We start from the raw sequence: 22,900 nt of genomic DNA, 5'->3' as shown, positions 1-22,900 counted from the left end.
CGGCGAAGGCCTCGCCGGCGAGATCCCGCTTCTTGCGCGCGGCCGTCCTGCGGCTCACCGGCGCGCCTCCACGAGCCGCGGCATGTCCCGCGCCGCCTCGACGAGGAACCACGAGGGCAGTACGGGGTTGCCGTCGAGGTCGGAGGCGATGACGGTCTGGGCCACCTCGACGGAGATCTCCGCGAGCTGCACGAGCAGCGACTTGGCGCGGTAGGCGGTCTGGCGGCCGTTCGCCGACATGTGGTCCTTGCTGACCGGCAGTTCCTGGATCAGACGGCCGCGGAAGGAGTCGGCGAGGTAGTAGAGCAGGTCGCGGTCCTCCAGCCGGTTCGGCCAGCGGGCGTCGCCCTTGATGATCGCCTCGATGCCGTACTGGCTGCGCACGATCTTGACGTAGCCGCAGAACGCGGTCGCGTGGGCCGGCGTCAGGGTGCCGTGCGCGAGGACCTTCAGGGTCTCCTCGTCCAGGCCCTGGCCGAAGGAGTGCAGCGCGTCGGAGAGCATGTGCCAGGAGCGGGGCGTGGAGAACGGCTCCTCCGTCTTCGGCGGCTTGGACCACAGGTGGTCGGGTCGGTCGGTGACGTGGTCCAGGATCCAGGGGTGGATGCCGTGCTCCGCGGCCCAGACCAGCCAGTCCTTGGGGGAGGCGTCCAGGTGGACGTGGGTGAGGCGGTTGACGAGCGCGGAGGCGATCGGGCGGGCCAGGGCGTTGTCGGTGGCCCGGTTGCCGGCGCCGATGACGATCGACCCCCTGGGGAGTTCGTAAGTGCCGATACGGCGGTCCAGGATCAGCGAGTAGAACGCCTTCTGCACGTCCGGGGTGGCCGCGTTCAGCTCGTCCAGGAACAGGCAGTACGGCTCGTCGCGGGCGATGGACTCCGGCGGGCAGAACACCGAGCGCCCGTCACGGATCTGCGGCACGCCGATCAGGTCCTCGGGGGCGAGCTGGGTGCCCAGCAGGCTCACACACTCCAGGCCCAGGGACTCGGCGAACTCCCGTACCAGGGAGGACTTCCCGATTCCGGGGGCGCCCCAGACGAAGACCGGCCGCACGGTGGCGAGGCCGAGCAGCAGTTCGGGGAGACGGGAGGGCGTGACGGTGACGGCTGCCTGCAAGAAGTGGCTCCTGGGAGTGTTCGATCGAGGCGCGCAGGTGCGCGATGTGCGATGCGAACAGTCTGCGCGCGGCGGTCATCCGGCGCAGCCGATTTTCCGGCGGGCGGCGGCGCGGCCCGTACCACCGGAGCCGCCGACGGGTGGGGCGGGGCGAGACCCCCGGGGTGACCGGAATGTGCCCTGGGCAAAGCCGCCCGGGGGTGGCACGGTGAGCGACGGTCCTCCGTGGGACACCGCTTCTTTCGTTCATGGGGGTACGAAAGGAGCGGGCGGAGGGCGTGGGTTCAGGCGGCCGCTTCTTTCGTTCATGGGGGTACGAAAGGAGCGGGCGGAGGGCGTGGGTTCAGGCGGCGCGTCTGTCCTGGCGCGCCGCCAGGGGGATCTGCGGTCCGTCGGCCTCGCGCAGCCAGCGGCGCAGGACGCGGTGGATGTGCTCGGCGCCGGCGAGTTCCTGCCCGTCCTCGACGGGTGCGGACAGGCCGAGCGGCGACAGCAGGAACGGCCTGCCCTGGGCGCCGCCGAGTCCGCCGTGCGAGCCGATCTGCTCCTCGAAGGCGAGCACCTCGCCGTCGGCCGGGTCGTACCAGGAGTTGACCATGATGTCGGCCGTGTGCGGGAAGGAGTGGGTGCGCCGGACGGCGTCGACGGCACCGGGACCGAAGTCCGCCAACGGACCGGGGTTGTCGTCGAGTTCGTCCAGGGGGATCTCGGTGCCGAAGGGGCCGAGGATCACCCCGTCGTGCTCCTCGCTGCGCACCAGCAGGAAGCCGATGCCGGGGTGGTTGGCGAGGGTGGTCAGCAGGGCGGGATGACGGGCGTCGATCTCCTCCTTGCTCATGCGGTGCGGCACGTCGGGGAAGGACACCAGGCCGAGGTTGCCGGAGGCCAGCACGATCGGCTCGGAGCGGCGGCTGGAGGGGCGGAACTGCTCGCCGCCCTCCTCGACCGGCCGGCGCAGTGCGGCGCGGACCGCGGCGCGGGCCTCGGCGCCGCTGTGGGTGCGCTCGGCGCGGCGCGGCACGGGCAGTCCGCAGCCGGCCCGGACCAGGTCGCCGAGGGTGAGGCCGTAGCGGGTGCGGAAGGTCTCGCCGGGGCTCTGGCCGTGGTCGGACAGGACGACGATGCGGTACCGGCGCGGGGCGTGCTCGGCGACGTTCTCGATCAACGCCAGGGAGCGGTCGAGGCGTTCGAGGACCTTGGCGGCGTCGCGACTGGCCGGCCCCGAGTGGTGGGCCACCTCGTCGTAGGCGACCAGGTCGGCGTAGACGGCGGTGCGGCCGGCGAGCATGTCGCCCGTCACCGCGGCGACGACGACATCGCGTTCGACGACGGTCGCGAAGGCGCGGATCAACGGGTAGAGGCCGCCGCGTCCCACGCGCGGGCGGACCTGGTGGACGCGGGTCCGGGTGGACTGGCCGATCTCGCGGCCCACCTCGGCGACGAAGGACATCGCGGTGCGTACCGCGTTGGCCGGGTCGGAGAAGTAGGCGAAGTAGCCCGCCCGGGAACGCGTTTCGCGGCTGCGGCGGCGGGCGGCGATGGAGAGCACGAGGGCCTGCTCGTCGGCGCCGCCGCTGAAGAGGTTGCCGCGGCTCGCGCCGTCGACGGTGAGCAGTCCGCCGTCGCCGGTGGCCTCGACGGCGCGGCGCTGGAGCTCGGCGGCGCTGGTCGGGCGGTTGCAGACCATCACCTCCCGGCGGTCCTTCTCGTACCAGCGGAAGGCGGGCACGTCGTGGTTGCTGCCGTGCAGGATGCCGAGCTGGCTGGCGCCGGTCTGGCTGGACCAGTCGGTGCGCCAGTGGGTGAGCCGGTGGGTGGGCTCGCGGCGCCCCGTGTCGGTGCCGCTCTTGGCCAGCCAGCGGGCCACGGTGGGCATCAGGCCCCGGCCGACCGCGTCGAGCAGCACGTCATGGCCGACACCGTCGAGCTGGATGAAGACCATGCCCGGACTGGCGGGCGAGGCCGGGCCGGATCTGCGGCGGCGGTCGGCGAGCCGGTACAGCCGGCGCCGGTAGGCGTCGTCGTCGCGTACGGCCAGGGCGGCGCCGGTGGCCGAGGCGACGGCGGACATCACGGCGGCGACCACGACCGCGGTCTCCGGGGCGGCGTCGCCCTGCTCGGCCGGGTTCAGGCGCAGCGCGAGGAGCAGCAGGGCGCCGTTGAGGAAGAAGACCAGCAGGCCGAGGACGAGTGCCGGCACGAGCAGCAGCAGCCTGACCAGGAGCGGCCACACCAGCGCCGACAGCAGACCGAAGGCGCCGGCGCCGAACGCGGCGGTGACGGCGATCCGGGTGGCGCTGTCGCCGTCGGCGGACTGGAGCCGGAAGTCCGGCAGGATCCCGGCCAGCAGCAGCATCGTGAGGGTGGAGACGACCCACACCGCGACGCTCCGCCCGATCTGACTGGCGACCCGGCGCCAACGCCCTCCACCCACGCCCAGCACACCTCACGTCCCGGCCCGTCGTCGGTGCGGGCTCGGCCCAAGCCTGTCATACGGGCTGCCGGGCGATCGCGGGATCCGGCGCGGACCGGCGGCCGTGGGCCGGGGGCCGGGGGCGGGTCAGCGGCCGTCGTATCCGGCGGTCGGCATCGACAGCCGGCGGTGGACGCGGGCCTTCATCTGGGCGTCGTACGAGGGTTCCGCGGAACCGACCGTCTCGACCCCCACCCCGCGGCGGCGGCACTCGTCGAGGAACTCCTCCACGGAGGACAGGGCACTTTCCAGGACCCGGCGGCTGGGCGCCACGAAGAGGTCGGTGCCCGGCCGCACGCCGTCCCACAGCACGCAGTGGTCGGGGCGCAGTCCGCGGACCAGCAGCTCCCGTCGGACGGTGTAGCCCCGCTCGGCGGCCCAGCGGGCGCACATCGCGTGCTGGCTGCGGGAGTCCACCAGGAAGGGATCCGCGTCCAGCTCCTCGAGCGGCGTCAGGCTCGCGATCGCCGTGACCCGAACCGGTCCCATGGTGTCCCCCTCACCTCCGGGTTTCGCCGCCGACCCTACTCCAGCCCGTAGGCTTCGGGGAGTCGCGCGAAGGAGGCAAAGAGGTGCCGGTGGAGATCACCTGGTGGGGTCACGCCACCTGCACGCTCACGGATTCGAACGTGCGCGTGCTCACCGACCCTCTGTTCGCCCGCAGGCTGGCGCATCTGCGGCGCCGCCGCGGCGCGCTGCCGCCGCCGACCGCCTGGCGCGCGGACGTGGCCCTGGTCTCCCATCTGCACGCCGACCATCTGCACGTCCCCTCGCTGGCGCGGCTCGCACCGGGCACGCGCCTGCTCGTGCCCCGGGGCGCACCACGGCAGGTACCGGGGCTGCGCCGGCTCGCCCATCTCCAGCTCCACGAGGTGGCACCCGGGGACGAGACACGCGTCGGCGACCTGCTGATACGCGTGGTACCCGCCCTGCACGACGGGCGCCGGCTGCCGCTGGGACCGCACCGCTCCCCCGCGCTCGGCTACGTCGTGGAGGGCGAGGCCCGCACCTACTTCGCCGGGGACACCGGTCTGTTCGACGACATGGCCAAGGAGGTCGGGCCGGTCGACGTGGCGCTGCTGCCGGTGGGTGGCTGGGGGCCGTACCTCGGCGAGGGCCACCTGGACGCGGGGCGCGCCGTGGAGGCACTGGCGCGACTGGGTCCGCGCAGCGCTGTGCCGGTGCACTACGGCACGTACTGGCCGATCGGGATGGACGCGGTGCGCCCGCACGAGTTCCACACTCCGGGCGAGGAGTTCGTGCGCCTGGCGGCCGAGCGCGCGCCGGAGACCGAGGTGCACCGGCTCGGACACGGGGAGAGCGTGCGGCTGGAGGTCGCACGGTGATCTGGCTGGCCGCCACCTCGACGGGGGTGACGCCGGAGTCCACGCAGCAGGCGATCGGGTATCCGACGTTGTTCCTGCTCGTGTTCCTGGGTGCGTTGGTGCCGGTCGTGCCGACGGGGGCGTTGGTGAGTTCGGCGGCGGTGGTGGCCTTTCACCAGTCCTTGCCGTTCGCCCTGCTGTTCGTGTTCGTCACCGCTTCGCTGGCCGCGTTTCTCGGTGACATCGCCCTGTACTGGCTGGGGCGGCGCGGGATGGGGTCGAAGAACGGGTCGCGGTGGCTGGAGGCGATCCGGTCCCGGGCACCGGAGGAGCGGCTCGCCCAGGCCCAGGGGAAGCTGGCCGAGCACGGGGTGTCCGTGCTGGTGCTGTCCCGGCTGGTGCCTGCTGGTCGTATCCCGGTGATGTTGGCCTGCCTGATGGCGAAGTGGCCGCTGCGGCGATTCGTGCGGGGGAACGCGCCGGCATGCCTGGCCTGGGCGGTGACGTATCAGGTGATCGGGATTCTCGGGGGGTCTTTGTTCAAGGAGCCGTGGGAGGGCGTTGTTGCGGCGGTCGCGCTGACTGTGGTGATCAGTGCGGCGCCCAGCCTGTGGAAACGGGTTCGGTCTGCTGGGTGAGGGTTCGTTGCGGGGTGCGGGTGCTTCGTGGCTTGTCGCGCAGTTCCCCGCGCCCCTGGGTCAGTCCAGTACGCGTGAGCCTCCAACTGGCAGGTCCCATAGGTCGTCGCGTTCCAGTCCCGCCTTCTCCCATGCCGCCCGCACCCGTGTCAGCGGTTCCAGGACCGGCTCCGCCGACAGGACGAACGTCGCCCAGTGCATGGGGGCCATGCGGCGGGCGCCGAGGTCCTGGGCGGCTCGCACCGCCTCCTCCGGGTCGCAGTGGACGTCGCTGAGCCACCAGCGGGGGTCGTAGGCGCCGATGGGGAGGAGGGCGAGGTCGATGCCGGGGTGGCGGCGGCCGATGTGGGTGAACCAGTGGCCGTAGCCGGTGTCGCCGGCGAAGTAGAGGCGGTGGCCGTCAGGGGCGGTGAGGACCCAGCCTCCCCACAGGGAGCGGCAGGTGTCGGTGAGGGTGCGCTTGGACCAGTGGTGGGAGGGGACGAAGTCGAAGCGGACGCCGTCGAGTTCGGCCGCCTCCCACCAGTCGAGCTCGGTGACCCGGGTGAAGCGGCGGCGGCGGAACCAGCGGGCGAGACCGGCCGGCACGAACACCGGGGTGTCGCGCGGGAGCCGGCGCAGGGTGGGGGCGTCCAGATGGTCGTAGTGGTTGTGGCTGATGACGACCGCGTCGACGGGCGGCAGGGCGCTCCAGGGGATGCCGACCGGGGTGACGCGGGCCGGGGTGCCGAGGATGCGGCGGGACCAGACCGGGTCGGTGAGGACGGTGAGCCCGCCGATCCGGACGACCCAACTGGCGTGCCCCGCCCAGGAGACGGCGACCGTGCGGGCGTCCACGCGGGGCAGCGGGCCCGGCGCGTAGGGCAGCCGGGGGATGTCGGCGAGGCCCTCGCGGCCCGGGCGGATGGACCCTTCGCGGGCGAAGCGGGCCATGGACTTCAGGTCCGGCAGCGGGGCGGTCAGACGGTCGTGGAAGCTCCGCGGCCAGGTCCGGTGTTCACCGAGCGGTCTGGGGGCCGTGTCGGGGGCGAGGGGGGACAGGGCCGCCGGGACGTCGCCTTCCTGGGCGGGCGGGCTCGTGGTCGACTCTGACTGCTGCGTCATCGAGGAGGCTCCCATCGCTGAGCGTCGTCGCGGAGATCGTCGAAGACCGATTCCAGGAGGATCAACGCCTGTCGCACATGCGGCAGTTCCAACGGCGCGGGTGAATCGAGGCATCGCGCGCGCTCCTCGTCCGTGCCCGCCAGCAGCGCGCCGGTGGACAGGCGCACGCGCAGCGCCCCGAGGTCGTCGCCGAAGCGGTGCCCGCCCGGAGCGGGCATGCCGAGCCGGACGGCGAGGAAGTCCTCCAGTTCCTGGGCGTCGCCGACCCCGTGCGCGGCGAGCGCGGAGCGCAGGGGGCCGAGATCGGCGTACAGATGGCGGCCGGCCTGCGGGGGCCGGGCCACGGCGCCCGCGGTGACGGCGACGGTGTGCGCGGCGGCGGCCACGCGCGCGTGCAGACGTACGGCGGCGGCGACACGGGCGGTCACCGGCTCGGGCTCGGTCAGGGCGTGGGCGGCGGCGACGGCGACCGGTGCGGCGACACGGGCGCCGAGGGCGGTGAGGACGTCCAGCACGCGCGCGTGCAGGCCGTCGCCGTTCGCCTCGGACACCGGGACGCGGGCCACCGCGGCCGGCCAGCCGGGCGGCAGCAGGGCGCCGGCCAGGTCGGTGACGACGGTGACCTTCTCGGGCAGCATCTCGGCCGGGCTGACCAGCACGGTGTCGTGGGGCGCGTGCACGGTGTCGCGCCAGGTCTCGTCACTGACCAGGTGCAGTCCCTCGCCCGCGGCGGCCTCGACGGCCTCGTGCACCAGCTCGGGCGGCGCCACCGTGGCGGTGGGGTCGTCGGCGACGGACAGCACCAGCAGCCGCGGGTCACCACCCTCGGCGCGGACCCGGCGCACGGTCTCCATCAGGGCGTACGGATCCGGCACGCCCCCGCACTCGGCCGGTGTCGCGACGTGGAAGACGCGTCTGCCGAGCAGCCGCGCGTACGGCGCCCACCAGGCGGCACAGGGCCGCGGAACCAGGACGTCGCCGCCGAGCGCGGCGGTCAGCGCCAGGAGCAGGGCGGGCGCGCCGGGACCGGCCATCACGCGGTCGGGCCCGGTGGGCAGCCCGCGCCGGTCCCAGTAGCCGCAGGCGGACTCCAGCAGCGCAGTGCCGCCGCCGACCGGCTCGCTCGCCCCGCGCGCCGCCGCGGCGGCCAGGACGGCGGCCAGTTCGGGCAGGACGGGCAGCCCGTCGTCGGGGAGCGGCGGCCCGAAGCGGACGGGGCCGTGGCTCTCCAGGTCCGTCCGCGGCATCCGTACCTCCGTGGGGGGCTCTGCTGCTCCGCTGCCGGTCGCCGCCCGGCGGGTCCTGCTGCTCGCGTGTCCGGTGGCTCGTGCGGTGCGGGTCGGGTCCTCGGGCTCTGAGTACCCAGCGGGACGCCCCGCCATGGGCGTCCGGACGGGTTGCGCCGGTCACACGGAAGCGCGGACCGGCCTCGGCTCAGCCGTCCGCGCGGCCCGGCTCCCTGCGGCGCAGCCGGTGGACGGCCGCCCCCAGCGCACCCGCGATCAGCAGCCCTCCGGCGACCAGTGCGGGCACGGAGTCGGTGAAGGCACCGCCCTCCCCGGCCCGGACACCCCGCTGGACGGCCGCGCCGGAACAGGAGGCGTCGTGCGGGGCGGTGTGCGCGTCGGTGCACGGGCGGGTGGTGGGGCAGGAACTCCCCCGCTCCTGCGTGCAGTGCCCGCCGCTGCCCCGGTGCACGGTGAACGTGGCGCTCCACTGCTTGCTCTGCCCGCCCGGTGCCGCCGGGCAGGTGCCGTCCACGGTCCACGCCGAGTCCCGGGCGGCGGCGTCCGCCTCGTCCGCCGCGTCTTCGAGGGGCTGGGCGGCCGCGGCGATCCGGGCGGTACCGCTGTAGGCCGGACCGGACACGTCGTCGTCGTTGCCGGGCACCAGCTGAAGCTTGGCGCCGCCGGTGTCGAAGGCCTGCGAGGTGGCGTCCAGGGTGGCCGGCGGGGTGCCGCCGGTCGGATCGCAGGACACCGACACGGTGACGCTGCCCCCGGGCGACACACTGCCCGGACTCACCTCGGCGGCCGGCTCCGCGAAGGCGACCGGCCCGGTGAGGCCCAGGGCGGCACCGGCCAGGACGGCGACGGACAGGGCACGTGCGCTGCGGCGCATGGGGTGAGCTCCTTAGGCCGACGGCTGTGGGGACACGACAGTCGTGCCCCCACAGCCATCACAGCCCGCTCACCTCTCACCCGCGCGCGGCGGAACACCATTAGCGGGACGGGGTCGGCCAAGTGGGTGACGGGGGCCGTCCCGCCCCCACGGCGCTACGCGGCGACGTCCCGCATAACCTGCTCCCGCACGCGCCCGCAGCACCGGCTGATCAGCCGGGACACATGCATCTGCGAGATCCCCAGCTGCTCGGCGATCCGGCTCTGCGTCATGTCCCCGAAGAACCGCATGTACAGGATCGCGCGCTCACGCTCGGGCAGCGCCGCCAGCCGGGACCTCACGGCCTCGCGGTCCACGACCGTGTCGAGCGCGGGATCGGGCGATCCCAGCGCGTCACTCAGCGAGTAGCCGTCCTCGCTGCCGGGCAGCTCCGCGTCCAGGGACAGCGCGGTGAAGCTCTCCAGGGCCTCCAGGCCCACCACGACGTCCTCCTCGCTCATGCCCGCGCGCTCGGCGATCTCCGCGACGGTGGGCCTGCGGCCCGAGATGGTCTGGGACAGGTCCTGGGAGGCGAAGCGGACGCGGTTGCGCAGGTCCTGGACGCGGCGCGGCACGTGCAGGGTCCACATGTGGTCGCGGAAGTGCCGCTTGATCTCGCCGGTGATGGTGGGTACGGCGTAGCTCTCGAAGGCGTTGCCGCGCTCGGGGTCGTACCGGTCGACGGCCTTGACCAGGCCGAGGGCCGCGACCTGGCGCAGGTCCTCGTAGCTCTCGCCGCGGCTGCGGAAGCGTCCGGCGAGCCGTTCGGCCATCGGCAGCCAGGCCTCGACGACCCGCTCGCGGAGCGTGTCGCGCTGTGGGCCGGGGGGAAGCTCTGCGAGTCTGCGGAACGCCTCCGCCGTGTCGGGTGCGTCATCGTGGGGATGGTGCTTCGCGCTCACTTTGGTCGGCATGGTGCGTCGCAACTCCCTAGGAGGTGCTTTGGGTTGGACTGTCGCCGTGGGAGTGCGGACGTGGGCCGGACGGATGGATACGCCGTCGCGGCGGACAGCCGCTCCCACGGACGTGCCTCCGGTCCGAAGCACTGACAGTGCGCCTGCCCCCGGCCCTCCGGCGCAAACACGGGGCAGGTTTTCGCCCGACGCGCGGGGTGACTCGTAGGACTGCTGCCCGTGTCACCCATGTCCGGGAGGTCCGCCCATGAGCACCAAGGTCTCCGACCACGTCCTGGCGCGGCTGCGCGAGTGGGGTGTGGAGCATGTCTTCGGCTATCCCGGCGACGGCATCAACGGACTGCTGGCCGCATGGGGGCGAGCGGACAACCAGCCCCGTTTCATCCAGTCCCGGCACGAGGAGATGTCGGCGTTCCAGGCGGTCGGCTACGCCAAGTTCAGCGGCCGTGTCGGAGTGTGCGCGGCCACCTCCGGACCGGGTGCGATCCATCTGCTCAACGGGCTCTACGACGCCAAGCTCGACCATGTGCCGGTGCTGGCGATCGTGGGGCAGACGCACCGCACCGCGATGGGCGGCTCCTACCAGCAGGAGGTGGACCTGCACACCCTCTTCAAGGACGTCGCCTCCGACTTCGTGGAGACGGTGACGGTCCCCGAGCAGCTGCCGAACGTCCTGGATCGGGCGATCCGCACGGCGTACGCGCGCCGCGGCCCCACGGCGATCATCATCCCCGGGGACGTGCAGGAGCTGGACTACTCGCCTCCCACGCACGAGTTCAAGATGGTCCCCTCCAGCCTGGACCACGGTTCCTGGACGGCCGTTCCCTCGCAGGAGTCGCTGGAGCGGGCGGCGGAGATCCTCAACTCCGGTGACAAGGTGGCCGTTCTGGTCGGTCAGGGCGCGGCCGGCGCGCGGACCGAGGTGGAGCGCATCGCCGAGCTGCTCGGCGCGGGCGTGGCCAAGGCCCTGCTCGGCAAGGACGTCCTGAGCGACGACCTGCCGTATGTCACGGGCTCCATCGGCCTGTTGGGGACTCGGCCGTCGTACGAGCTGATGCGGGACTGCGACACCCTGCTGACCATCGGGTCGTCGTTCCCGTACACGCAGTTCCTGCCGGACTTCGGCAAGGCGCGCGGGGTGCAGATCGACATCGATCCGCACATGATCGGGATGCGCTATCCGTACGAGGTCAATCTCGTCGGCGACGCGAAGGCCACGCTCCAGCGGCTGATCCCGATGCTGGACGCGGAGCGCGGCGAACGCGACTGGTACGGGGCGGTGTGCGACAACGTACGGCGCTGGCGTGAGGTCATGGAGCGGCGGGCGCGGTTGTCGGCCGACCCGATCAACCCCGAGTACGTGGCGCACGTCCTGGATCCGCTGCTGCCGTCCGACGCCGTCGTCACCTCCGACTCCGGCTCCACGGCGAACTGGTACGCGCGGCACCTGACGATGCGGCCCGGGATGCGCGGCTCGCTGTCGGGGACGCTGGCGACGATGGGCTGCGGGGTGCCGTACGCCATCGGCGCGAAGTTCGCGCACCCGGACCGGCCGGCGATCGCGCTGGTCGGGGACGGCGCGATGCAGATGAACGGGATGGCGGAGCTGATCACGGCGGCGAAGTACCGGGATCTGTGGGAGGACCCGCGCCTCGTCGTCGCCGTCTGGAACAACCACGACCTCAACCAGGTCACCTGGGAGATGCGCGCGATGGAGGGCGCCCCGTCCTTCCTGCCCTCGCAGCAGCTGCCGGACGTGCAGTACGCGGCGTTCGCCCGCTCGCTCGGCCTGACCGGCATCCGGGTGGAGAAGCCGGAGGACGTCGAGGCAGGCTGGCGGGCCGCGCTGGAGGCCGACGGTCCCGCGGTCGTCGAGTTCCTCACCGACCCGGCCGTACCGCCGATCCCGCCGCACGCCACCTGGGAGCAGATGGAGGCCACGGCCGAGTCGATCCTCAAGGGCGACGCCGACCGGGCGTCCATGGTGAAGCAGGGCTTCAAGGCGAAGGTGCAGGAGTTCCTGCCGGGCCGAGAGAAGAAGTGACCGGCTCTCGCACACGGCTCCGGTATGGCCGGCTACGGCACGGCAGGGCTAGGGCTACGGCTTCCACCAGGCGGCGGAGGCGTCGCGCAGGGTGTTGGTGCCGCAGTGGATCTCGCCCATGCCGAGGTGGTACGTGTACCAGTCGTCGACGTACGAGACCTTCATTCCGGCGCGGGTGTACGCGGCCGTGACGGCCTCGGTGAAGATGTCCCTGCCCCCGATGACGGGACCCCACTGGCGCGGGGCGAGGTAGCGGTCGCGGGAGAGCAGGATGCCGTTGACGGCACCCGGGACGTAGGCGCTGGTCGAGACGGTGGGAGCCGGGGCGGCGGAGGCAGTCGGTGCGGCGGTGGGAGCGTCCTCGGCCATCTGCTGCTGGCCGTGCTTGCGGGCGACCTCCGGTTCGGCCCTGCCGCCGAGGCGGCTGAGCAGCGGCACGCGCGTGTCGGCACTGTCCTGCACGATGCCCCGGGTGTAGAGGGCGGGTACCGGGACGATCTCCTCGTCGGTGACGCCCGTCTCGCGCTTGAGGATCTCCAGGTTGGCGGTGATCTTCCGGGCCGCCATCTGGTTGTCGGACACGAGGTACCGGGAGGCGAGGGCCTGGTCGATGGTCTCCGCGGGGGCGTGGGTGCCGTCGAAGCCGGGGACGGAGAACATCTTCTTCGCCCCGTGACCGTCGCGCTGCGCGTCGCGCAGGAGGCGCAGTCCGGCCTCCGGGTCGGCGATGCCGATCCGCCAGCCGCGCGGGGTGTCGGCCGGCAGGAACTGCACGAACTCGTCGACGTGCCCCACGTGCAGCCATGAGGTGTCCAGCAGGAGCGGGTCCTGAAGCCCCTGGGACTTCAGCAGGGTGCGTATCTCCTGCGAGGGGCGGACGCCGCTGCCGTCCTTGCGCTCGCCCATGATGATCCGTCCGGCCGGGAACGAGCGGCCGCCTTGTGCGTAGGGCGGGATGGTCTCCAGGTTGCCGTAGGAGTTCAGGGTCTCCCAGCCCTGCATGTCCCGGCCCTTGGCCTGCACGACGCCGATGTCCGGGCCGCGCAGCTTCTCGTAGAGTTCGCGGCCCGCCTCGCGGTCCTGGGCGGAGCGCAGCATCACACGCATCGTCCGCTGCCGTCCGTCCGGGCCGGTCATGTTGAGGTAGGCCGGCTCGACGAAGTCCTGGGCCCAGATGTCTCCGTACTTCTCGAAGGTCACCAGCGGCTTGGTGATGCCGGCCTGCCGGCCCTCCTTCTCCAACGCCCCGACGAACTCGCGCTGGCGCTTGGCCCAGGCGTCGTTGCCGCGGGCCTTGGTGACCATCAGCTGCTGGGTGTCCTGGCGGGCGTGGTGGGTGAGCAGCGGGGCGGCGCGCAGGGTGACCGTGTCGGAGGCGTCTCCGGAGGAGGACGTGACCTTCAGCCGGATCGCCACGCGGCCGTCCCACTTCGCGCTGTCGCGGATCACGTCCTTGCCCTCGACGCCGAACTCGACGCCGGCGCGCAGTTCGGCCCACGTCAGCCGGGTCTGCGCAGTGACCGGCTTCCAGGCGCCGATCCGGTTGACGAAGACGCGGGTCTGCGCGGCCCCCGTGGTGACCTGGACGCCGGCCCGGGCGTCGGAGGGCAGGTTCGTCATCGGCAGCGAGCGCACCCGGGCCAGGTCGGCGGCGTCGGCCCGGCCGTTGACCTTCGTGTCGGACGCGTCGTTGCAGGCAGCCAGCTTGGCGTCGGACAGCGGACGGCCGCCGGGCGCGGTGGTCGGGCAGCGCTTGCCGTCGTCGTCGATGTTGGGCAGGAAGACCGCTCCCCGCCCGACGGACCAGGTGTCCTCACCGGCGGTGTCGGTGTCACCGGTGAGATCGACCCGCCCGTCGCGGTCGACGTCCGCCCTCAGGTCGACGCGCAGCGGTTGCTCCGCGTACGCCAGGCTTGGGGGTGTGAGCGCCGCCCCCGTCGCGGAGAGGGCGAGTACCACCCGTACAGCGTTTCTCCTACGCACATCGCGTCCTTTCGTTCCGAGCGGTTCTCCGCCGCTGAGGAGAATGAGTCGGAACGGGCGCTGTGCGTTGCCTGTGAGGTGAGAAGTCCTCCTTGGTGATGAGGAATTGAGAAGGAGGACTACCACTTCCGGCGGGGAGGCCCCGCCGACGGCGGGGCGACGATGTGCCTGGGTGGGGTCGTCAACTCGCGGGCGCGTGCCCGCGGTCGTGGTTCTCGTCCGCGTTCACATACCCGGGCCGTGGGTGCCCTGGTGCGGGACGACGGCGACGGGGGCGGTGGAGTGGTGCAGCACCGCGTGAGTGACGGGCCCGATGTGGCCGCCGAGCGGGATACGGCGGACGCGGCGGCCCACGACGACCAGGGAGGCCGCGCGGGAGGCGTCGACGAGGTGCTGCGCGGGGCTGCCGGAAAGCGACTCCTCGGTGATCTCGACGGCCGGGAACCTCTCGCGCCACGGGCGCATGACCTCGGCGAGGGCGGCGCGCTCGCGCAGGGACTGCGACCCGTGGAGTTCGAGGTCCGCGGACAGGCCGTAGGCGCGGTGGGCGGGCGGGTTCCAGCCGTGGACGACCCGTAGGGACGTGGCCCGGCGGGCGGCCGCCGCGAACGCGAAGGCGATCGGTTCGTCGTCGGGGTGGACGAGGTCGAGGCCGAGGACGACGGGCCGGAACGGGGTCGCAGCGGACGGGATGCCGACGGGGTCGGGTGTGTGCTCGTCGGCGGCCTGCTCGCCGGCCCGGACCAGGACGACCGGCCGCTCGGCGTGCGCCACGACGGACAGCCCGACCGAGCCGACCAGGAACCCGGCGATCTGGCCCAGCCCCCGGGAGCCGAGGACGAGCAGTTCGGCGTCCCGGGCCACGCTCACCAGTGCGTCGGCGGCCCGGCCGTCCCGCTGCTCGGTGCTCACGTCGAGGCCGGGGTGGCGCAGCCGGACGCCCTCGGTGGCCTCGCGGGGCACCCTCTCGCTCCAGTCCCGCTCGGTCTCGGCGCCGGGGAGCGGTGTGTGGGCCATGGGTTCCGGTACCGGCTCCCAGACGTGGACCAGCTTCAGCGGCAGCTCCAGCAGCTGTGCCTCACGGGCCGCCCATTCGGCCGCCGCGCGGCTCTCGGGAGAGCCGTCCAGACCGGCGACGACGGTACGGGTCACGATGTCCACCTCCTGGACCGCCCGCCGGGATCAGAGCGTGGGCGTACGCAGCGTTTCCGGCCCTCCGGCAGCCGTCACCGGTGGGGCGACGGCCGGTTCAAGGGCGTCCGCCTCATCGCGCGGGAGCAGCAGTTCCTCGTATCGGCCCAGTGCCAGCACCACGCCGAGCATGAGGAACGGGATGATCACAGCGAGCACCGCCATGTCCTGTCCTTCCCCAGGAGTGTGCGCGGGGGGTGCGGGCCGGGTCTCCCTCCTTCGGGACCGCAAACCCTGTGTCGGCCTCCGGTCTACGGGTACGCGGTGCGGACCCCGAAGATCTGGAGGGAGACATGCAGCGAGGCAGTGACCGGCTGAGCCGTCACCGTGACGACGAGATGAAGCACGAACTCCAGGGTCTGCTGCGCTCCGGGCACCCCACCCGCAGCGAGGAGTGGCACGATCCGGAACCGACCGCCGACGATGACCCGGAGGTCTGGGGCGGACCCGTCGCACCGGGCCGGGCGGGATCCTCGCTGGAGACCGTCCGGCTGGAGCTGGGCCGGATCCTGGGCCGCGGCCCGTTCCCGGCAACCGCCCCGGAGCTGGTGCGGGTCCTGCGCCAGAAGAACGCGCCCGACGCCCTCGTCGACGCGCTGGAGACGCTCCCCCGCAAGGAGCGCTACACCAATGTCCAGGAGCTCGCGCGGGCGCTGACCCGGAGGGAGGGCTCACCGTGACGGGCGGCCCCGGGAGCACGACGAGCGAGTTCGTCCGGGACGTGATGACACCCGGTGTGGTCGCCGTCCGCCCGGACGCCTCGCTCGTCGAGGCGGCGCAGCTGATGCGCGCGCAGGACATCGGCGATGTCGTGGTGGCCGACGGGCAGGACGTCGTCGGGGTGCTCACCGACCGGGACATCGCGGTACGGGCCGTCGCCGAGGGCCTCGACCCGCTGACGGTGAGCGCCGGAGCGGTCTGCACACCGGATCCGGTGATGGTCGTCCCGGACGACCCGGTGTCCGCGGCGATCGCCCTGATGCGCGCGCGTGCCGTACGCCGGCTGCCGGTCGTCGAGAACGGGCTGCCGGTCGGCATGGTGAGCCTCGGGGACCTCGCCGAGGCGCGGGATCCCGACTCGGCGCTCGCCGACATCAGCCGGGCCGCCCCCGACGGCGCCCGGGACTCCGGCGGACGGGACACGCTGTGATCGGCGGGCGCGACCGGGCCGCCGAGATCGCCGCCACCGGCACCACCGTGGACGTCGGTGACGCGACCACCCGCTATCTGCTGTACGGGCTGCTGCCCAGCTGGTTCGTGCCCGGTCTCGCCGACTGGGCGATGCACCGGCGCACCCGTATCGAGGACACCGCGGGGACGAAGGAGTCCCTCATCCACTCATTGATGATGGCCGAGGTCGGCATCCCCATCGCGTTCACCCTGCGCTACGAGGTCAACCCGCTGCTGCTGATCGTGCAGCTGGGCGGGGCGGCCGTGCACGAGGCGACCGCGCTGTGGGACGTGAAGACGGCCGTCGACAGCGACCGCGAGGTCCGGCCGGTCGAGCAGCACATCCACAGCTTCCTGGAGTCACTGCCGTTCGGCGCGCTGGCCTCGCTGATGTGTCTGCACGCCGACCAGGTCGGGTCCCTGCTGCGGGGCGGCCGCGGCGATCCGGACGCCTGGCGGCTGGTGCCCCGCCGACGGCCACTGTCCCGCGGCTATCTCGCGGGCATCGGCCTCGCGATCGGCACCTGTGTGCTGCTGCCGTACGGCGAGGAACTGCTGCGCTGCGCGCGTACGGCCCGCCGGAACAGGAAGCACACCCGCGACGAAGCCAAGTGGCAAGCCAAGAAAGCCGAGAAAGGACGCTGAACCATCATGCGCATCGCGTTTCTGACCGCTCCCGAGGGTGTCGAGCAGATCGAGCTGACCGATCCCTGGCAGGCGGCGGTGGACGCGGGTCACGAGCCCGTGCTCGTGTCGACGAAGCCGGGGACCATCCAGGCGTTCCACCACCTCGACAAGGCGGACACCTTCCCCGTGCAGGAGGTCGTGGGAGAGACGTCGGCGGACTCCTTCGGCGGGCTGGTCCTGCCGGGCGGGGTGGCCAACCCGGACTTCCTGCGGATGGACGACAAGGCCGTGTCGTTCGTACGGGACTTCTTCACCCAGGGCCGTCCGGTGGCCGCGATCTGCCACGCCCCCTGGACCCTCGTCGAGGCGGACGTCGTCCGCGGCCGGGTGCTGACCTCCTGGCCGAGCCTGGAGACGGACATCCGCAACGCGGGCGGCACCTGGGTCGACGAGCAGGTGAAGGTCTGCGACCACGGGAACAACAAGCTGGTCACCAGCCGTAAGCCGGACGATCTGAAGGCGTTCCGCGAGGCCTTCCTGGACGTGTTCTCCCAGGAGGCCGCCTGATGGACCCCGCCGACCGCAAGCAGATCCAGCGGACCCAGTACCACGCGGACGACCCGGCGCAGGGACCGCTCACCACCGACCAGGGCGTCGAGGTCGACCACACCGACGACTCGCTGACCGTGGGCGAGCGCGGCCCGACCCTGATGGAGGACTTCCACTTCCGGGAGAAGCTGACCCGCTTCGACCACGAGCGGATCCCGGAGCGGGTGGTGCACGCGCGGGGTGCGGGCGCCTACGGCTATTTCGAACCGTACGAGTCCTGCGCGGAGTTCACCCGCGCGGCCTTCCTCCAGGACCCGGCCGTACGGACCCCGGTGTTCGTGCGGTTCTCGACCGTGCAGGGCCCCAAGGGCTCGGCGGACACCGTGCGGGACGTGCGCGGCTTCGCCACCAAGTTCTATACCTCCGAGGGCAATTACGACCTGGTGGGGAACAACTTCCCGGTCTTCTTCATCCAGGACGGCATCAAGTTCCCCGACTTCGTGCACGCGGTGAAACCGGAGCCGCACAACGACATCCCCACGGGCGCGTCCGCGCACGACACCCTGTGGGACTTCGTGTCGCTCCAGCCCGAGACCCTGCACGCGGTCATGTGGCTGATGTCGGACCGGGCGATCCCGCGCAGCTACCGCATGATGCAGGGCTTCGGCGTGCACACCTTCCGGTTCGTGAACGCCGAGGGGCGCGGCACGTTCGTGAAGTTCCACTGGAAGCCGCGCCTCGGTGTGCACTCGCTGGTGTGGGACGAGGCGCAGGAGTGCCAGGGCCGCAACCCGGACTTCAACCGGGGTGACCTCTGGGACGCCATCGAGGCCGGCGAGTACCCGGAGTGGGAGCTGGGCGTCCAACTGGTGCCGGAGGAGGACGAGTTCGCCTTCGACTTCGATCTGCTGGACGCCACGAAGCTCATCCCGGAGGAGCAGGTGCCCATCCGGCCGATCGGCCGGATGGTGCTGAACCGCAACCCGGAGAACTTCTTCGCCGAGACCGAGCAGGTCGCCTTCCACACCGCCAACGTCGTCCCGGGCATCGACTTCACCAACGACCCGCTGCTCCAGGCCCGCAACTTCTCCTACCTGGACACGCAGTTGATCCGCCTGGGCGGTCCCAACTTCACGCAGATCCCGGTGAACCGGCCGGTGGCGCCGGTGCGCACCAACCAGCGCGACGGCTACCACCAGAGCGCCATCCACCGGGGCACGAACTACTCCCCGAACTCCCTCGGCGGCGGCTGCCCGGCCCACGCGGGCGCCGACGGGCACGCCTTCACGCACTACACCGAGCGCGTGGACGGGCACACGATCCGGCGGCGCAGCCCCAGTTTCCAGGACCACTGGAGCCAGGCCGCGCTGTTCTGGAACAGCATGGCCGACTGGGAGAAGCAGCACATCGTCGCGGCCTTCCGGTTCGAGCTGGGCAAGGTCGACGCGCTGGCCGTCCGGGCCCGCACGGTCGAGCAACTCGCCAAGGTGAACGGCGAGTTGGCCACCCAGGTGGCGCGTGGCGTCGGCGTGCCGGAGCCGGCCGCCCAGGAGACCGCGCACAAGCTGTCCTCCCCCGCGCTCAGCCTGGAGTCGCTGCGCGGCGACGGCTCCATCCGCACCCGGCAGATCGCGGTCCTGGTCACCGACGGTGTGGACGCCGAGCAGGTGACGTCCGTCCGGGAGCCGCTGGCCGCCGAGGGCGCGATCGTGGAGGCGCTGGCGGCCGTGGACGGTACGGTGGCGGGCGCCGACGGCGAGCGGTACACCGTGGACCGTGCCCTGCCGACCGTCGCCTCCGTGCTCTACGACGCGGTACTGCTGCCCGGCGGCCCGGTGGGCACCCCGCCGACGACGGCCGACCCCGACGCGATGCGCTTCGTGCGGGACGCCTACCGGCACGGCAAGCCGGTGGGCGCGCTCGGCTCGGGCGTGGGCATCCTCTCCGCGCTCCAGCCCGAGGGGCTGCGGCTGTCCACCGAGTTCCACCGCGTGGTGAGCGACCAGGGCGTGGTGACGGACACCTCGCCGGGAACCGCGAGCGAGGAGTTCACCCGGGCGTTCGTGGCCGCGATCGCGGCGCACCGGCACTGGGACCGGCCGCCGGCGCGCTGCTGAGCGCTCCGCCGGCCCGACGCGGGCCGGACGGGGCCGGACCGGATCAGGTGCGGGGAGTCGTCGACTCCCCGCACGCGCGGTCCCGGGCTCCCTCGCGGGTGCGGCCCGTGGAGACCGGGCGCCGCGGGTGGCGGCGCAGGTACTCGCCCTCCAGTCGGGCCATGCGGTCGTTGTGGGTGCGCAGCGCGTCGTTCGAGCCGTGCAGCAGGGTGTCGTGCCGTGTGCGGTGGATGGTCTCCAGCTCCTTCATGAGCTGTTGGTCGTCCAGCCGGCTGGGGTCGACTCCGGTCATCGTGGTGCCCCGCTCGTCGTGTTCGTTCATGAGGTTCGGGTACCCGCCCGGCACGCAACTGCGCACTGCCCCCGAGCGGTATCCGGGAGGGAACCATGGATCTCGCTTTTCTGCATCCACTCTACGAACATCCGGGGCCCTGGGCCTCCGTGTACGTCGGCACGTCCCGGCATACGGAGGACACGCCCCACGAGCGGCATCTGGCGGCCGTGGCGCTGTCGCGGGAGCTGTCCCGGCAGGGCGCCGACGAGGACACGTGCCGGGCCGTGCGGGAGGCCCTGGAGGAGCTGCGGCACTCGTCCGAGCCGCACGGGCGGGCCCTGTTCGCGCGGGCCGGGCAGGTCGTCCTCGACCCGCCGCTGACCCGGGCCCCGGACGGCGACAGCGCGCACTGGGCGCCGCTGCCGCACACCGCGCCCCTGCTGGAGCTGGCCGGTGAGGACCCGGTGTGCGTGGTGGCGTACGTCGACCGCAAGGGTGCCGACTTCGAGCTGCGCGGTGCGCTGGGGCGGCAGGACGCCGGGTCGGTGACCGGGCGGCAGTGGCCCGTGCACCGGACGAGCTCGGCGGACTGGTCGGAGCGGCACTTCCAGCTGCGGGTGGAGAACACCTGGGAGCACAACGCGGCCGAGATCGCCGACGCGCTCGCGGTCTGCCAGGAGGAGACCCGGGCCGACCTGCTGATTCTCGTCGGCGAGGACCGGGAGAAGCGGTCCGTGCACGATCGGCTGCCCAAGCGGCTGCACGACCTGGTGGTCGAGGCCCCGCACGGTGCCGGGAGCCGGCTGCTCGACCACGACGTGGAGCGGGCGCGGGCCGACCATGTGCGGCAGCGGGCCGAGCGGGAGCTGGAGCGGTTCCTCGCCGCGCGTGAGCCCGGGGACGACGGGCGTGCCGGTGCGGTGGAGAGTGTCCCCGCGCTGGTCGAGGCGGCCCGTGAGCACCGTATCGACGAGCTGCTGATCCGCCCCGGCGGGCCCGACGCCCACCGCGAGGTCTGGATCGGCGAGGAGCCCGACCAGCTGGCCGTCCGCCGCACCGATCTGAAGATCCTCGGCGAGCAGAACTCCTGGTCGGCCCGCGCGGACGACGCGCTGATCCGCTCGGCGGTGACCACGGGGGCGCCTGCGCTCGCTGTCACGGAGCAGGAGGTTCCGGTGGGGGGCCTGGGAGCACTGCTGCGCTGGAAGTAGGCGGCTGCCGGCGGGGGCGGGCATCGGCTTTTTCGCCCCCGCCGCCCCTACCCGTCCCATCCCCAGGGGCTCCGCCCCTTCGACCCCGGCGGGGGCTGCGCCCCCTGCACCCCGCTTCGGGGGCCAGCCCCCGGGCCCCGCTCCTTAAACGCCGGAGTGGCTGAGTTTCCCCAAACGTCGGAGAGGCTGGATTTCCCCGCACCTCTCAGCGCCGGTCCAGGCAATCTCAGCCCGTCCGGCGATTGAGGACGAGGCCCCTTCAGGGCCGACAGCGGGGGCCTGGGGGCGGCAGCCCCCGGCTACCGCGCTCGCTCCACGCGTCGCTCGTCCCACACCGGCTCCGGTGTCTCGCGGACGCGGCCGTCCGTGCCGAAGACGAGGTAGCGGTCGAAGGAGCGGGCGAACCAGCGGTCGTGGGTGACCGCGAGGACCGTGCCGTCGAAGGCCTCCAGGCCCTCCTGGAGGGCCTCGGCGGACTCCAGGTCCAGGTTGTCCGTCGGCTCGTCCAGGAGGAGCGCGGTGACGCCCTGGAGCTCCAGCAGGAGGATCTGGAAGCGGGCCTGCTGGCCGCCGGAGAGACGGTCGAAGGCCTGCTCGGCCTGGCCGGTGAGTTCGTAGCGGCGCAGGCGGGACATCGCGGCGCCCCGGTCCTGGGCGTGCTCCTTCCACAGGATGTCGAGGAGGGTGCGGCCCGTCAGCTCGGGGTGGGCGTGGGTCTGCGCGAAATGGCCCGGCACGACCCGCGCGCCGAGCTTCCACTGCCCCGTGTGCGCCACGTCCTCCCCCGCCAGCAGGCGCAGGAAGTGCGACTTGCCGGAGCCGTTGGAGCCGAGGACCGCGACGCGCTCGCCGTAGAAGACCTCCAGGTCGAACGGTTTCATCAGGCCGGTGAGTTCGAGCCCCTCGCAGGTGACGGCCCGCACGCCGGTGCGGCCGCCCTTCAGCCGCATCCTGATGTCCTGCTCGCGCGGCGGCTCCGGCGGCGGCCCGGCCTCCTCGAACTTGCGCAGCCGGGTCTGGGCGGCCTGGTAGCGGGAGGCGAGCTCATGGCTGATCGACGCCGCCTGGCGGAGGTTCAGGACCAGCTTCTTCAGCTGGGCGTGTTTCTCGTCCCAGCGGCGGCGCAACTCCTCGAAGCGGGCGAAGCGTTCACGCCGCGCCTCGTGGTACGTGGCGAAGCCACCGCCGTGCACCCACGCGTCGGCGCCCGTCGGCGAGGGCTCCACGGAGACGATCTTCTCGGCGGCGCGGGAGAGGAGTTCCCGGTCGTGGGAGACGAAGAGGACGGTCTTGCGGGTCTCCTTCAGCCGCTCCTCCAGCCAGCGCTTGCCGGGCACGTCGAGGTAGTTGTCCGGCTCATCGAGGAGCAGGACCTCGTCGGTGCCGCGCAGCAGCGCCTCCAGGACGAGCCGCTTCTGCTCACCGCCGGAGAGGGTGCGCACCTCGCGGAACTGCGCCCTGTCGTAGGGCATGCCGAGCGCGGCCGTGGTGCACATGTCCCACAGCGTCTCCGCCTCGTAGCCGTGCGCCTCGGCCCAGTCGGCCAGGGCCTGCGCGTACTGCATCTGGGCGGCCTCGTCGTCGACCGTCATGATCGCGTGCTCGGCCCTGTCGACGGCCTTCGCGACCTGCTGGATGCGGGGCGGGGACACCGACACGAGCAGGTCGCGTACGGTCGTCTCGTCCCGTACGGAGCCCACGAACTGGCGCATCACGCCCAGGCCGCCGCTGACGGTGACCGTGCCGCCGTGCGGTTTCAGCTCGCCGGAGATCAGCCGCAGCAGGGTGGTCTTGCCCGCGCCGTTGGGGCCGACGAGGGCCACGACGGCGCCTTCACCCACCCGGAACGACACATCGCCGAGCAGCGCCCTCCCGTCGGGGAGGTAGTACTCGAGGTGTGCGGCTTCCAGATGTCCCATGAGGCCGCATTGTGCGGGTCGCCGGCGGGGGCGGGCAAACTCTTATCCGGAGGCGATCCGGCCGTAACGGAACACGAACCGACCT

At 72.6% G+C, this 22,900-nt stretch carries 21 protein-coding genes; 9 read left to right on the top strand and 12 right to left on the bottom strand.

Translation table 11 applies throughout. The features are described from left to right. Positions 1-54: 54 nt before the first annotated feature. The 3 genes from SLINC_RS36815 to SLINC_RS36805 form a co-directional block, all read right to left on the bottom strand. Positions 55-1,116: an ATP-binding protein gene (locus SLINC_RS36815; RefSeq protein WP_067442675.1), complete on the bottom strand. Its 1,062-nt coding sequence runs from the start codon at positions 1,114-1,116 to the stop codon at positions 55-57. 343 nt (positions 1,117-1,459) lie between these two features. Further along, the gene (locus SLINC_RS36810; protein ID WP_107406733.1) at positions 1,460-3,559 is read right to left on the bottom strand and encodes a phage holin family protein; all 2,100 of its coding nucleotides are present in this window, start codon (positions 3,557-3,559) and stop codon (positions 1,460-1,462) included. A gap of 117 nt (positions 3,560-3,676) precedes the next feature. After that, the gene (locus SLINC_RS36805) at positions 3,677-4,078 is read right to left on the bottom strand and encodes a hypothetical protein (RefSeq protein WP_067442671.1); all 402 of its coding nucleotides are present in this window, start codon (positions 4,076-4,078) and stop codon (positions 3,677-3,679) included. 83 nt (positions 4,079-4,161) lie between these two features. On the opposite strand from SLINC_RS36805, the gene SLINC_RS36800 reads away from it, so the two are divergent. Beyond that, the gene (locus tag SLINC_RS36800; protein ID WP_067442669.1) at positions 4,162-4,935 is read left to right on the top strand and encodes an MBL fold metallo-hydrolase; all 774 of its coding nucleotides are present in this window, start codon (positions 4,162-4,164) and stop codon (positions 4,933-4,935) included. Then, positions 4,932-5,552 (top strand): DedA family protein, encoded by a 621-nt coding sequence (locus SLINC_RS36795; protein ID WP_067442668.1) that lies wholly within the window; start codon positions 4,932-4,934, stop codon positions 5,550-5,552. The genes SLINC_RS36800 and SLINC_RS36795 overlap by 4 nt, the downstream gene beginning before the upstream one ends. Positions 5,553-5,612: 60 nt before the next feature. Here the strand turns inward: SLINC_RS36795 and SLINC_RS36790 are convergent, their stop codons facing one another. From SLINC_RS36790 to SLINC_RS36775, 4 genes are all read right to left on the bottom strand, one after another. Then, entirely contained in the window at positions 5,613-6,656 is a 1,044-nt protein-coding gene (locus SLINC_RS36790) for an MBL fold metallo-hydrolase (protein ID WP_067442666.1), read from the bottom strand. Next, the gene (locus SLINC_RS36785) at positions 6,653-7,903 is read right to left on the bottom strand and encodes an aminotransferase class I/II-fold pyridoxal phosphate-dependent enzyme (RefSeq protein ID WP_067442664.1); all 1,251 of its coding nucleotides are present in this window, start codon (positions 7,901-7,903) and stop codon (positions 6,653-6,655) included. Before SLINC_RS36785 ends, SLINC_RS36790 begins: the two co-directional genes overlap by 4 nt. A 187-nt stretch (positions 7,904-8,090) precedes the next feature. Further along, positions 8,091-8,777, bottom strand: a complete 687-nt coding sequence (locus SLINC_RS36780; protein ID WP_067442662.1) for a hypothetical protein — start codon at positions 8,775-8,777, stop codon at positions 8,091-8,093. Positions 8,778-8,932: 155 nt separating this feature from the next. Beyond that, a complete protein-coding gene (locus SLINC_RS36775; protein WP_067442660.1) occupies positions 8,933-9,730 on the bottom strand; it encodes an RNA polymerase sigma factor SigF in 798 nt (265 codons plus the stop codon). A 247-nt stretch (positions 9,731-9,977) separates the two neighbouring features. Here SLINC_RS36775 and SLINC_RS36770 point away from each other — a divergent pair, with 247 nt between their 5' ends. After that, positions 9,978-11,774, top strand: a complete 1,797-nt coding sequence (locus SLINC_RS36770) for a thiamine pyrophosphate-requiring protein (RefSeq protein WP_067442659.1) — start codon at positions 9,978-9,980, stop codon at positions 11,772-11,774. Positions 11,775-11,828: 54 nt separating this feature from the next. Here SLINC_RS36770 and SLINC_RS36765 read toward each other — a convergent pair whose 3' ends face one another. The 3 genes from SLINC_RS36765 to SLINC_RS48660 form a co-directional block, all read right to left on the bottom strand. Then, positions 11,829-13,733 (bottom strand): protein-arginine deiminase domain-containing protein, encoded by a 1,905-nt coding sequence (locus SLINC_RS36765; protein WP_170068293.1) that lies wholly within the window; start codon positions 13,731-13,733, stop codon positions 11,829-11,831. A 249-nt stretch (positions 13,734-13,982) separates the two neighbouring features. Further along, positions 13,983-14,918: a universal stress protein gene (locus SLINC_RS36760; RefSeq protein WP_067442655.1), complete on the bottom strand. Its 936-nt coding sequence runs from the start codon at positions 14,916-14,918 to the stop codon at positions 13,983-13,985. Positions 14,919-14,939: 21 nt separating this feature from the next. Further along, positions 14,940-15,113: a hypothetical protein gene (locus tag SLINC_RS48660; protein WP_170068292.1), complete on the bottom strand. Its 174-nt coding sequence runs from the start codon at positions 15,111-15,113 to the stop codon at positions 14,940-14,942. A 128-nt stretch (positions 15,114-15,241) separates the two neighbouring features. Between SLINC_RS48660 and SLINC_RS36755 the strand changes: the two genes are divergently transcribed. Genes SLINC_RS36755 through SLINC_RS36735 form a run of 5 tightly spaced genes read left to right on the top strand, consistent with a single transcriptional unit; the run spans position 15,242 to position 19,411 of the window. Further along, positions 15,242-15,628 carry a DUF2795 domain-containing protein gene (locus SLINC_RS36755; RefSeq protein WP_067442653.1) on the top strand — a complete coding sequence of 129 codons (387 nt, stop codon included), beginning with the start codon at positions 15,242-15,244 and terminating at the stop codon, positions 15,626-15,628. A gap of 44 nt (positions 15,629-15,672) precedes the next feature. Continuing rightward, positions 15,673-16,098, top strand: coding sequence for a CBS domain-containing protein (locus SLINC_RS36750; RefSeq protein WP_067446100.1), 426 nt, complete (start codon positions 15,673-15,675; stop codon positions 16,096-16,098). Then, positions 16,095-16,763 (top strand): diguanylate cyclase, encoded by a 669-nt coding sequence (locus tag SLINC_RS36745; RefSeq protein ID WP_225988435.1) that lies wholly within the window; start codon positions 16,095-16,097, stop codon positions 16,761-16,763. The genes SLINC_RS36750 and SLINC_RS36745 overlap by 4 nt, the downstream gene beginning before the upstream one ends. A gap of 6 nt (positions 16,764-16,769) precedes the next feature. Beyond that, positions 16,770-17,312, top strand: a complete 543-nt coding sequence (locus SLINC_RS36740; RefSeq protein ID WP_067442651.1) for a type 1 glutamine amidotransferase domain-containing protein — start codon at positions 16,770-16,772, stop codon at positions 17,310-17,312. Further along, positions 17,312-19,411: a catalase gene (locus SLINC_RS36735; RefSeq protein WP_067442650.1), complete on the top strand. Its 2,100-nt coding sequence runs from the start codon at positions 17,312-17,314 to the stop codon at positions 19,409-19,411. The genes SLINC_RS36740 and SLINC_RS36735 overlap by 1 nt, the downstream gene beginning before the upstream one ends. A gap of 43 nt (positions 19,412-19,454) precedes the next feature. On the opposite strand, the gene SLINC_RS36730 is transcribed toward SLINC_RS36735, so the two are convergent. After that, on the bottom strand, positions 19,455-19,733 hold the full coding sequence (locus tag SLINC_RS36730; protein WP_067442648.1) for a DUF6158 family protein: 279 nt from the start codon (positions 19,731-19,733) through the stop codon (positions 19,455-19,457). A 65-nt stretch (positions 19,734-19,798) separates the two neighbouring features. Here SLINC_RS36730 and SLINC_RS36725 point away from each other — a divergent pair, with 65 nt between their 5' ends. Beyond that, complete coding sequence (locus SLINC_RS36725) at positions 19,799-20,896, top strand: baeRF2 domain-containing protein (RefSeq protein WP_067442646.1); 1,098 nt, start codon at positions 19,799-19,801, stop codon at positions 20,894-20,896. A 299-nt stretch (positions 20,897-21,195) separates the two neighbouring features. Here the strand turns inward: SLINC_RS36725 and SLINC_RS36720 are convergent, their stop codons facing one another. Then, complete coding sequence (locus SLINC_RS36720) at positions 21,196-22,815, bottom strand: ABC-F family ATP-binding cassette domain-containing protein (protein ID WP_067442644.1); 1,620 nt, start codon at positions 22,813-22,815, stop codon at positions 21,196-21,198. Between the last annotated feature and the right edge of the window lie 85 nt (positions 22,816-22,900).

The sequence above is a fragment of the Streptomyces lincolnensis genome (assembly GCF_001685355.1).
Taxonomy (GTDB): Bacteria; Actinomycetota; Actinomycetes; order Streptomycetales; family Streptomycetaceae; genus Streptomyces; species Streptomyces lincolnensis.
The sequence above is the reverse complement of the archived record's forward strand: the minus strand, read 5'-3'. Positions and strand labels throughout refer to the sequence as shown.